Annotated in this window: 5 protein-coding genes; 4 read left to right on the top strand and 1 reads right to left on the bottom strand. The window is 43.9% G+C overall.

The annotated features are described in order from the left end of the window. Positions 1–20 precede the first annotated feature (20 nt). The 4 genes from EXN75_RS10035 (at position 21) to EXN75_RS10020 (ending at position 9,049) form a co-directional block, all read left to right on the top strand. Positions 21–1,946 carry a glycoside hydrolase family 13 protein gene (locus EXN75_RS10035; RefSeq protein WP_134843693.1) on the top strand — a complete coding sequence of 642 codons (1,926 nt, stop codon included), beginning with the start codon at positions 21–23 and terminating at the stop codon, positions 1,944–1,946. Between the two features lie 192 nt (positions 1,947–2,138). Beyond that, complete coding sequence (locus EXN75_RS10030; RefSeq protein WP_246031362.1) at positions 2,139–5,084, top strand: two-component regulator propeller domain-containing protein; 2,946 nt, start codon at positions 2,139–2,141, stop codon at positions 5,082–5,084. Between the two features lie 224 nt (positions 5,085–5,308). Then, positions 5,309–7,960: a glycoside hydrolase family 43 protein gene (locus tag EXN75_RS10025; RefSeq protein WP_134843691.1), complete on the top strand. Its 2,652-nt coding sequence runs from the start codon at positions 5,309–5,311 to the stop codon at positions 7,958–7,960. A 45-nt stretch (positions 7,961–8,005) separates the two neighbouring features. Continuing rightward, positions 8,006–9,049 carry a family 43 glycosylhydrolase gene (locus tag EXN75_RS10020; protein ID WP_134843690.1) on the top strand — a complete coding sequence of 348 codons (1,044 nt, stop codon included), beginning with the start codon at positions 8,006–8,008 and terminating at the stop codon, positions 9,047–9,049. 180 nt (positions 9,050–9,229) lie between these two features. On the opposite strand, the gene EXN75_RS10015 is transcribed toward EXN75_RS10020, so the two are convergent. Next, positions 9,230–11,668 (bottom strand): alpha-L-arabinofuranosidase C-terminal domain-containing protein, encoded by a 2,439-nt coding sequence (locus EXN75_RS10015; protein WP_134843689.1) that lies wholly within the window; start codon positions 11,666–11,668, stop codon positions 9,230–9,232. Positions 11,669–12,262: the final 594 nt, after the last annotated feature.

Here is a 12,262-nt window from a genome sequence, read left to right as displayed (position 1 = left end):
TTGACTTAATCTATAAGAAAATGAGAAAAATATTTGTATCGTTAATGTTGCTTATGGGTACAATGAGCATGAATGCAGCGGTCTCTGTTGATCGCATTGAACCAACAGACTGGTATGTAGGTATGAAGGATGCTTCTCTCCAGTTGATGGTGTATGGTAAAGACGTGCGAAATGCGGATGTTGAGATTGATTATCCTGGCGTTCGCGTCGATTCTGTCGCAAAACTCGAATCTCCTAACTATCTCTTGGTTTATCTCAACTTAGAGGGTGCAAAGGCGGGAGAAATGACCTTGAAATTCAAGCAGGGTAAGTCTGTCAAGAAGGTGAAGTACCAACTGAAAAACCGTGAAATGGCTGGTGATAAGCGCATAGGCTTTAGCAATGAGGATGTGCTCTATATGTTGATGCCAGACCGCTTTGCGAATGGTAATCCTAAGAATGATGCTTTCAAGACTATGAGAGACAAGACTTGCGACCGTAAGGCACCAAGTCTTCGTCATGGTGGTGACCTGGAAGGTATCCGCCAGCATTTGGATTATTTCAACCAACTGGGTGTTACCGCATTATGGTTTACTCCAGTATTGGAGAATGATAGCCCTAATGATGGCAAGAACAGTACTTATCATGGTTATGCTACTACCAATTACTATCGTGTAGATCCTCGTTTTGGTACCAATGCTGAATACAAAAAGTTGATTGATGAGGCTCACCAGAAGGGATTGAAGGTGGTGATGGATATGATTTTCAACCATTGCGGTTTTGAGCATCCTTGGGTAGCTGATATGCCATCCAAAGACTGGTTTAATGCTCCAGAGTGGTTGCTTCCTGAATACCAGACTCCTGAACATCTGAAAAAGATAGGTACTGTAGATGGTGCACGCACTGTGAATGATATGTATAAGCAGACCAGCTATAAGTTGACTCCGGTTTTGGATCCGTATGCCAGCAAAGTTGACTTTAAGGAGACTGTAGATGGCTGGTTTGTGCCTTCTATGCCAGATTTGAATCAGCGCAACCCACATGTCATCAAATACCTTATACAAAACAGCGAGTGGTGGATTGAAACAGTGGGTATAGATGGTATTCGCATGGATACTTATCCATACGCAGACCGTGATGCCATGGCTTTGTGGATGAAGACGCTGGATCAGGAATATCCTAACTTTAATACCGTAGGTGAAACTTGGGTAACAGAGCCTGCTTATACGGCTGCTTGGCAGAAAGACAGCAAACTGTCAGAGAAAAACAGTTATCTGAAGACTGTCATGGACTTTGCCTTCTACGACCGTATCAATAGTGCCAAGAAGGAAGAGACGGATGATTGGTGGAATGGAATGAATCGTATCTACAATGTATTCTGCTACGATTATCTCTATCCTAATCCAAAGAGTGTGATGGCATTTGTGGAAAATCATGATACCGACCGATTCTTGGGTGAAGGAAAAGACTCATTAGCTTTGAAGCAGGCGTTGGCACTTCTTCTGACAGTCAACCGTACTCCTCAACTCTATTATGGTACTGAGGTTCTGATGAATGGTACTAAGAGTGTTACCGATGGTAATGTTCGTAAGGACTTCCCTGGTGGATGGACTGGTGATCAGCATAATGCTTTCACAGCAGAAGGAAGAACGAATGCTGAAAACCAGATGTTCAACTGGTTGAGCAATCTCTTGCATTGGCGTCAGGGGAATGAGGTAATTACTAAGGGAAAGCAGACCCAGTTCTGTCCTCAGAATGGTGTTTATGTTATTGCCCGTCAATACAAGGGTAAGAATGTGATGACCATCATCAATGGTAAGAATGAAGCCAACGAACTCAATGTGAGCCGTTATGCAGAGATTATCGGCAATGCGGCAAAGGCTACAGATGTAACCAATGGTCGTACTGTCCTTATCGATAAGAACGTGAAGCTTCGTCCACGCCAGACAATGGTGCTCGAGTTCTAAATATCTGATTTGAATTTTATTATTTCTGATTTGAATATCAAACATATATATTCATTACTTTGATTGATGTCCCAGTAAGCCGTGATTGGCTTATTGGGACGTTTTTTTTCTAAAAATTCTTTCTTTTCAAATATTCTTTGTATTTTTGCATTGAATATAATGAATATGGTGAGATACTTGTTTATATTGATAATGGTTCTGATAGTTAACTTGGGCATCTTTGCTCAGGGTAGCCTTCCTAATCGTTATCATGCCAGTTATCTCAACATGGCATCAGGAATGCCCAACAATTTTGCCGATGATATTTTTCAGGATTCTTATGGTTATATGTGGATTAGCACACATGGAGGCGGTCTGGTGCGCTATGACGGATATGATTTTCTGAATTTTGGATTAGGGGCTATCGGTGTGCAGTTGAGAAGCAATAATTGCAGGAATGTATATGAAGACTCGTTTCGGCGCTTGTGGATAGCCTTCGAGGAAGGTCCGCAAGTTTTAGACCTCAAGACCATGCAGGCTATAGTTCCACCTTGTGAGAATGAGGCACTTGCTCAAAAGCTCTCTAAGGCACTCAAGCAATTCTGTACCCGTATGTATTGCGATTCAAAAGGTAATATGTGGATGCTTTCTCAGGTAGGAATTTATCGTTTTGCCTTCAATGAGAAGGGGGAGATCAACAGCATCCTGTTTGCTTCTTGTCCTTTCAATGCACCAGATTTAGGGCTATGTGATGTGTATGGCAAGGGAACTGTCGTTATCTGCAATGAGGGTAAAGTTAGTGAGTTTTATGTGAAGAATAACCGCCTGTTAGCCAGAGATTTAACTTCTCAATTTGCTCCGTTGGGTAATAACTTTGCCGGTGCTGTGATTTATTATCATCAAAAAATCTGGCTGGCTACCAATAAGGGTTTGTTCAATAGTAATAAGCAAGTGTATCATTGTTCTGCTGATACCCGCCATTCCCTGCAGCATGAGGTTGTAACAAGTCTGGCGATTTCTCCGGAAGGCAAACTTTTAGTGGGCTCTCTCTGCGGTGTAGATATTCTTGATGATAAGACGCAGGAAATAGAGCATTGGAATATCAGCAGTCCTGTCAATCCCTTGAGCAGTAACTTTGTTAATTCTCTTTTTTCCCGAGACGGACAGATTTGGGTCGGCACGGAGGCGGGTGGTATTACCAAATTGATGCCACGCCAGCTTCAGTTGGAATTCTATCGTCATGACCCTGATCATCCAGGCAGTCTTTCCCCCAATGCTGTCAATGCCATGTATTCGGCGCCTGATGGTACGCTCTATGCAGGAACGGTCGAGGGCGGTCTCAATTGTCTGATGCCCCATTCCGACCATTTTATCCATTATACGACAGCCAATTCCGGTTTGCCGCACAACAGTGTATCTGCTCTCACTGCCGACTCCAAGGGAAATCTCTGGATTGGTACATGGGGATCAGGTTTGGCTGTCATGAATCTTCAGCATCCAGGACAGATTTCCCGTATCCTGACAGAAGGAAAATACCACGATTTGCTTTATTTCGTGGGTGCTTTGGCTTACGATGGGCGGAATGATGGTATGTGGATTGGAACCAATGTCGGTCTGTTCTTTTATGATTTGAAACGTAAGCAATTGGAAATTCCATTCCCAGAGGCTTTGTCGGTGCCTGGATGTATCGGCAGTCTGATTACCCAGGATGGACGTCTTTTGATGGGAGAAATTAGAGGATATCTGGAGGTGGATTTGAAATCCCGCCATTCAGGTAAGCGCTTTTTTGCAGTTAAGCGACACCCTTATAAGTTGGATAATCCAGAGAGTGGGGTTATTGATAAAATACTCTCTTTCTGCCAGACTCATGATGGCAAGATTTGGATGGGTAGTAATGGATATGGAATGTACAGTCTTTCCACAAATCAGTCTGGAAAACAGGAAATCAGGTCTTTTACGATGTCCAATGGTTTGGCGAATAATACTGTAAAGGGAATCGTGGAAGATCAGCAGGGGATGCTCTGGATAGCTACTGATCATGGACTTTCTGTGTTTAATCCAAAGACCGAGACATTCAGTAGTTTCTATAAGAATGATGGTTTGCTGAGTGCGCAGTTCTATTTTAATGGTGCCATCCGTTCACGTTCTGGAGTCATCTATTTAGGAACGGACTGTGGAATGATGGCAGTCAAGGGGTTCAATCATAATTCCTATACTCAGAAGAATCTGCGCTTTACTGAACTTTTCGTAGATAACCAACCTGTTCTTGCTGGCAGCAAATATCTGGATGAGGATATTTCCTTAGCCAAGAAAATCCGCTTGCATGAGAGTGATAAGTCATTTACCATTCATTTCTCTGCGCTCAATTATGGTAGTGAGACACAGGGAGTCTATCTCTGTAGGATGAAAGGATATGAGAATGACTGGGTACAACTTCAGCCAGGGCAGCACAGTGTACGCTATTCCACCTTGCCAGCTGGCGACTATGAGTTTGAGGTGAAGTATGCTCCTTCCATTGCTTCCTCCCAGGAACAGGTGGCGAGCATCGAGGTGAGTGTAACCCCTTATTTCTGGAAGAGTTGGTGGTTTGTATCTATCATCCTGATAGGTATCATTGCCGCCGTACAGTATCTCTATATGCGCCGCCTGGAAAAGATGCGTGAACAGGAAGTAGAGGCACTTTACCGTCCGATAGAGGCGGCTCTGAAGGAAAGTGATGAGCCGGGTAAGTTGCAGAACCGTATTCAGGCGATTCTGGAAAATCAGCGACGCTATCAGGAAAGTCAGGACAAGACGGTTTTAGCAGACAAGGAGGCGGTAGAGAAAAATTCCATACCTTTCATGGATGAAGTGATGAGTATCATGGAGAAGAATTTCCATGATTCTGAGTTTGGTGTCCAGGAGTTGGCTGATGCCTTGGGAATGAATCGCAGTGTGCTCAGCAAGAAACTGAATGCTGAGACAGGACTCCCTACCTCTCAGTTTATCCGCAATTACCGCTTGGATATTGCCAGAAAAATGATTACCGACAATGTGGCAAACCGTAATATCACAGAGATTGCTTATCGTGTGGGTTTCAATGATCCAAAGTATTTTACCCGTTGCTTTACCAAGCAGTATGGAATGGCTCCTTCGAGTTTCAAGGAGGAGATTTCGTAAAGTATAAAGTATTGGCTTTTCGCTTCTTGAAGGAGATTCCGTAAGGCTAAGGCTGTTTATTGAAGAAGAATTCTTTTGTCTAAGGCTGTTTTTAGGGAGAAAAACGGAAGTAGGGTGTCAGTTGTCCACCTATTATTCTCTTTTGTCCACCTTCGGTTGCTTTGTAATTAGTAACTTTGCGTCTGTAAAAACAAATCGTAAATAATTAAACTTAAGAAACAGATATGAAGAAACTTTTCCTATCAACGCTCTGTCTTTTGTCTTTCTCGGCAATGGCACAGACTCAACTTACAGATTCTGAACTTCAGAATCTGTATAAGAACCGTACCTATAGCGGTCGTATTTCTGTTCACGATCCTTCTATTGTTGTAGATACTTTTACCTCTAAAACTTCCCCAGTGTATTATGTCTATGGTTCGCATCTGGGTCGTGGAAAAACCTATTCGTCTCGCAACTATCGCAGTTGGACTACATTCAGGGTTGGTGAGGAGAGTACGGATGCCAACAATAGTCTCTTTGCCGGTCCTTCTGGTGGAACTGTCAATTACAAGAATGCTTATTCGCTTCATGTCATCAAGAAGGTAAAAAACTATCAGGGCAAGGAAGTAGATTTCGGTAACTTTGATGCGCACCAATGGCAATATAAAGATTATACTGTGCAAGGCAATCAGTGGGCACCAGATGTCATCTACAATAAAAAGATGAGGAAATGGTGTATGTATATGAGTTTGAATGGCGACCACTGGGGATCTTCCATTGTTTGTCTTACTGCCAAAAGTCCAGAAGGTCCATGGACTTATCAGGGTCCTGTCGTTTTCTCAGGTTTTCAGGGAACTTTTGAGCATAATGGTTTTGCTGCTGCAGAAGACTGGAAGCATACTGACTTGGAGATTGCAACAGGAGAAACGACTCTGCCGCAGCGTTATAATGTGGGGGGCAGTTGGGGAAGTTACTGGCCTAACTGTATAGACCCTTGTGTGTTCTATGATGATGAGGGTAATCTGTGGATGGGATATGGTTCCTGGTCGGGTGGTATCTTCATGCTGAAACTGAATGAGGAAAATGGTCTTCGTGACTATGAATATACCTATGATTATGAGGTAAATGGTGTGAAGACTCAACCGGGAGCTGCTGCAGCCAACTGTACCAGTGACCCATATTTCGGCAAGAAGATTGCTGGTGGACACTATGTATCAGGCGAAGCAAGCTATATAGAGAAGATTGGCAAGTATTGGTTTCTCTTTATGAGCTATGGTGGTTTTGCACCAGATGGCGGTTATCAGATGCGTATTTTCCGTGCAGACAAACCTACAGGTCCTTATAAGGATTGTTGGGGAACAACTGCCATATATGACAGAGCTGTGAAGAACTATGATTCCAACGCTGGCGACAATCGCGGTGTGCTGCTCATGGGTGGTTATCAGTGGGATACAATGCCTGTTGCAGAGATTGCACAGGGACATAATTCCGCCTTTACCGATAAGGAAGGTCGTTCTTTTGTGGTTTATCATACCAAGTTCAACGATGGAAGTATAGGTCATCAGGTACGAGTACACCAGTTGTTCCTGAATGATGAAGGCTGGTTGATGGCTGCTCCATTCGAGTTTAATGGTGAGAAAGTTACCAATCAGGATATTGCAACCAAGGCGTCTGTTGCCGACGATGATATTCCGGGTGTATATCAGTTCATTCGCCACAAATATAATCAGAGTGCAGCTTCCAAGGCTTATCAAAAGCCAGTGAATATCCAGTTGACTGCTGATGGAAAGATTACCGGTAGTTTATCCGGTACCTGGAGCCGTACCGCAGGAACTGACTATATCCATTTGGAAATCGGTGGCGTAACTTATCGGGGTGTCTTAGTAGAGCAAAGCGTTGATTATACGAATGTCAAGACGCTGAGTATAGCTGCGCTTTCTTCTTCCAGTGGTAGTCTTGCTATAGGACAGAATAATTTTACATACCAGCAGGAAATCTGGGCAGTCAAGGCAAAACCGGAAGTTTCCATCGCTTATACTAAAGATCATATAGTTGTACCTTTCGCAGATGGAGCTACTATCAATTGCAGTCAGACGATGCCTACCAAGGGACTGATGGGAGCAAAGATTTCCTGGAAGTCCAGCGATATAAGCGTTATGTCCCCTGGTGGAGTTGTCTATAAGAATGGTCATGTTGTGATGACATTGACCATCAGCTGCGGCGATTACAGTTATACGAAGGAGTACAATCTCACGGTGAATAAGGCTGCAGAGGAAACAACTCCTATCTATTATCCGGTATCTGCACAAAAGAATACAACGAATGCTTATAATACCAACTATAGTCAGGAATATACGCTAAAAGCTGGTAAGAAAGCACAATTCAAGTTCTATAACTATACTGCAGGTACAGCTAATTTTAAGAGTTGGGTATTGGGTGTTTCCAATGTGGCTCATAATACAGCTGGTTATAAGGAGTATGTGATGTTGCGCAATGACAATTGGGAGAATATTGCAGCTAATAATACTGGCTGCACCAATAATTACGCTTGGTCAACATTTGTGCAGGATATGAATGGTTCTTTGGTTGATATGACCGTGGAATATGAAGCTACAGGCGCTTTCAAGATGACTGCAGTTATCACCACGAAAACCAAGAAGGTTTATAATTATTCCTATACCAAGACCATCAACGAGAAACCAGCCAAGCTCAATCTCTTCTTTACAGGTGAGAATTCCTATATTGATGGTTCCAGCATTGCTACAGGCATAGAGGCTCCTATCATCATTCAGAAGAAGCAGACTGATGGCAAATGGTACAACCTGGCTGGTCAGCAGGTAGATAAGAACTACAAGGGTGTAGTGATTGTGAATGGCAAGAAATTTATAAATAGGTAATTCGCCTATATATCATTTCGCTTATATATAATAAGGTATAATCATATGAATATATCTGATATACTATTGGGAGCAGCAATCATCATTGCTGCTCCTGCTGTAAATAGAGTAGGAGAAGCCAAGGCGCAGCAAATCCATCCGGATCAGGTTGTCGTAGATTCTCCTTTCGTTCACGACCCAGTGCTGGCGTATGAAAATGGGAAATACTATCTTTACAGTACTGGTCACGGTATTTCGCAGATGACTTCTGCCGACCGTAAGCATTGGACATTGTGCAGGGAGGGAGTGTTGAAGAACCATGAGATACCAGCCTGGACTCATGATAGTGTGCCCGGTTTTCATACTCATATCTGGGCACCGGATGTTATCCACTATAGGAATAAATGGTATCTTGCCTATTCTTGTTCTACTTTTGGAAAGAATACTTCAGCTATAGGCTTGCTCAGTAATACTTCGCTTGCGAATATGAATGGTTGGAAGGACGAAGGCTGTATTCTCGCATCGGAAGGCAAACGGGATAACTGGAATGCTATTGATCCAAATTTTGTGATAGACGATAAGGGAAATCCTTGGATGGCTTGGGGGTCTTTTTGGGATGGAATCCAGTTGGTTAAGCTCGATAAGAAGACGATGCATGTGAAGAAGGGCGCTAAGCCTCAGACCATCGCCCGCCGTCATGCTTTTGGCGATGCTTCTGCAGAACTAAACCCTACCTCTAAGTTTGCCGGCACCAATGCCATAGAGGCTCCTTTCATCATGAAGCATGGTGATTATTACTATCTCTTCGTGAGTTGGGATTACTGCTGTCGTGGCATCAAGAGCAACTATCGTGTGGCAGTAGGAAGAAGCAAGAATGTTGCTGGTCCTTATCTTGATAAGAATGGTAAGGATATGCGCAATGGTGGTGGCACGTTGATTCTTGAAGGCGATAAGAAGGAATTTGAGGCGATGGGCCATTGTTCTGCCTACTCCTTTCCCGATGGCGACTTCTTCTTCTGTCATGGTTACAGTATTGCAAAAAATGGCGCCAGCATCCTGGTTCAGAAGAAGATTAACTGGACGGAAAATGGCTGGCTGACTTTAGAGTAATAAGGAATCATAAACTAAACATAATAAAACCAAAGCCAACAGTAAACTGAAACCAAAACCTAAAAAGGGCGACAATCTGCATCACGCAGGTTGCCGCCCAAACTGTTTTTAACTAACTAATTTTAAATTTATCAACTATTTTCTACATGTAAATTTAAACTTAAACTCAATATCTTTCTTTTATTTCAATCTGATGATATTCAGCGAGTTGGCTGGAATCTCTACCGTAGCACCATTCTTCTCTGTAGTCACGTAGTTCTCTACAGGATAGATGTTGGTAGGATTGTCGATGGTATTCTCCTCCAGACCATTCTTGGCAGAAAGGCGGATGAGTTTGCCATTCTTGATCTCCTTGCCCTGAAGATTGATCTTCGCTGTTGTATGCTCGGAGCTTGTGTTGGCAATCTTCAGGATTACCTCACCCGTCTGCTCATCAAGCGTTGCTGTAGAGAAAATGCCAGGAAGGGTGTTTGCCTTCAACTTGGTAGCGAATACCTCCTTGCCATCCAACTTGGCGAAGATGCTGTCGCCTACTACTTTCAGCTCGATATCGTACCACTTGCCGGTTTCAATCTTGCCTGGGCAGGTAGCAATCTGACTCTTGGCGCCATTCACGATAGACTCCACACCGTGCTGGGTATTGTTCCAGCCACCGAGGTTCAACCAGCAGTAGTTGTTCTTATCCACGTAGTTGAAGACGATGAGGAAACCTTCGTTGCCGGCATCCTTCTTCGCGCGTACCTTATATATATAACCATTGCTGGTAATTTCGCCTGGGTTCAGACGGATGCAGCTCTCTCCGTTGCTGGTCTGCTTGATGATGTTGCCTTCTGTCTTCCATTGACCGTGAACATCTGTAGGCAATTCCTGCAGTGTCATCGGCAGTGCCTTTCCGTTCTCATCGCTATAGCCCTTGTCTTCAAATGACACCTGAGTAGCCCATGTTCCCATACCTACACGGCAGATGGCTGGCTTTACACGAGCCTGATCATACTTGTATGGATTCTCCTGGTTCACCTTCAATACACGGGTACCGATGTTGTTCGCCATTACGTTCTGAACGTAGTAGGATGGAGTTCCGAATACCTTATCAGAGGTATATTGAATCATATCCGGTGCCCACATACGGTTGTTGAGATTGGCGAAGATAGGAGCGTAGGATGCCATGGTCACGATGTCGGAATTGTTCTCGATGCCCATCATATAGACAGCCTCACCGAGTGCTGCATCGAGTGAACCCATATTGCCGAAGCCCTGGGTTACGGCATATTCGCCTACATAAATCTCGCTGCCCTTGCGGTCGTAGTTATCATACTTGTTGAAGTTTTCTGCAAACCAGGCTGGATTTCTGTAGTAATGCTCATCAAGGAGTTCAACGCTCTCATCGCTGTGCCACTTAGGATTGTCATCGCCCCAGGCTACCACGTTACCGATGAGGTGCATCTTAGGATATTTTGCCAATACGGCATCCTTGAATTTCTTGAAGCGCTCGTAGTAATGATCGCTCTGCTGGCGAGGGTTTGGCTGGTTATTCTCATTACCAATCTCCAGGTACTCGATATTGTATGGCTCTGGATGCCCATTCTTGGCACGGAGCGCACCATATTTAGAGGTAACAGGACCATTGGCATACTCCAGGGCATTCATGCACTCGTCAATCCAAGGCTGGATGCTATCTACCGGAGTCATACCGCCGTGCCACAAACCAACATTCACCACATAGAGTGGCTTGGCATTCAAATCCTCAGCCAACTGCAGATACTCATCAAATCCCATACCGTCGCTGGTACGGTAACGCCAGTTCACGTTCTTATGTCCAGGACGTTCCTCGATAGGACCGATGGTCTTCTCCCAGTGGAAAGCATTCTCCGGAGATTCCTGTCCCTCTACGTAGCAACCGCCAGGGAAGCGGACGAACTTAGGATGGATATTATAGAGAAGCTGCGCCAAGTCAGGACGCAAGCCATTCTCGCGATTCTTGAAAGTAGGAGGGAAGAGGCTTACTACATCCAGAACGATGGTTCCCTTGCCATTAGCAACAAGTTCAAACTGAGCCTTTGCATCGTTTCCGTTGGCGGTCAACTCAGCCGTATATTTAGTCCACTTCTTGCCCACTTTGGCATTGAGAGCGGTTTCTGCATACACCTTATCGCCCTTGGCGTTGGTGAGGCGAGCCTTCAATCCGCCCTTGTAGCTACCTTTCGCCCAGAAAGAGAGTTTGTAGGTTCTGCCTTGAACAGCATTGATGCCCCAGAAACCCTCGTTGATGATAGAAGCTGTAGCAGCAGGTTTGGCAGCGATGGTCAATTGGAGTGCCTTACCCTGAGCTTTGTTGAGCAAGTCCTTGTTGATAAGTTGCGCATTGATTTTAGCACCTTCCTGAGCGGCAGTTTTCCAAGTAGGAATATCCTTTTCCGAATCCTCGAATGATCGGTTGCTGATGAGTTCGGCATAGAGACCGCCGTCAGCAGCATGGTTGATGTCCTCGAAGAAGATACCATATAAATTAGGTGAAACCTTGATGCCTGGATTAGAGGCATCCACATTGATGGTAACTTGGGCATTGGCAGCCATGGTTGAGGCGAGCAATGCAGAAAGTAAAATCTGTTTCTTGTTCATTGTTTATTCTTAGGTTTTTTATTTCCGTTTTATTTAATTACAGTTGCAAAATTACAAAGAAATGGCAAAAATGGGGTGGACAAAAAGCGAAATATAGTGTAAAAGGTGGATTTTCTGCTGAAAATCCACCTTTTTATGGTATAATTAAAGACTAAAATTACAAATAATCTTGTAAAAAACAAAAGAAAATAGTGTTTATTCTTCAAATCTTTTACCCGTAGAATTTTGTGGGATTTTTGCTTGCAAAGCGAAAAAAATCTTATTTCCTAAGTACAAAAGACTTGTTTGCGACTCGTATCTCTGAAAGATCGGAATCTGTGTTTCGGGTTTACGGGTGGTGTCTTACTTGCGTCCCCCTTGTGCTTATCGGGGGCACAAATGTGCTCTTACCCGAGCACAATGTTGCCTTTACCTTGGCACAATAGTGCCCTTCCTTAGGCACTTTACAAAATAGAAAGGTAGCCACCTTCAATTTTATAAAACTGAAATAGTAGCCACTTCTTATTTGTCGTTCTGTTCGCTTGCGATTTTACTCTTCACCCTTCACCTTTTCGTCTGGAATGCCGATAAACACAGGGGTTTTGAGGGTGAAGG

Origin of the sequence: Segatella hominis (assembly GCF_004535825.1) — a bacterium.
GTDB classification, from domain to species: domain Bacteria; phylum Bacteroidota; class Bacteroidia; order Bacteroidales; family Bacteroidaceae; genus Prevotella; species Prevotella hominis.
Note: the sequence above shows the minus strand (reverse complement) of the source record. Positions and strands in the feature narration are given on the sequence as shown.

What these genes read in the sequence shown, in the direction of transcription:
- EXN75_RS10015 (WP_134843689.1), bottom strand. Translation starts at nt 11,668, where the DNA reads ATGAACAAGAAACAGATTTTACTTTCTGCATTGCTCGCCTCAACCATG.
- EXN75_RS10020 (WP_134843690.1), top strand. Translation starts at nt 8,006, where the DNA reads ATGAATATATCTGATATACTATTGGGAGCAGCAATCATCATTGCTGCT.
- EXN75_RS10025 (WP_134843691.1), top strand. Translation starts at nt 5,309, where the DNA reads ATGAAGAAACTTTTCCTATCAACGCTCTGTCTTTTGTCTTTCTCGGCA.
- EXN75_RS10030 (WP_246031362.1), top strand. Translation starts at nt 2,139, where the DNA reads ATGGTTCTGATAGTTAACTTGGGCATCTTTGCTCAGGGTAGCCTTCCT.
- EXN75_RS10035 (WP_134843693.1), top strand. Translation starts at nt 21, where the DNA reads ATGAGAAAAATATTTGTATCGTTAATGTTGCTTATGGGTACAATGAGC.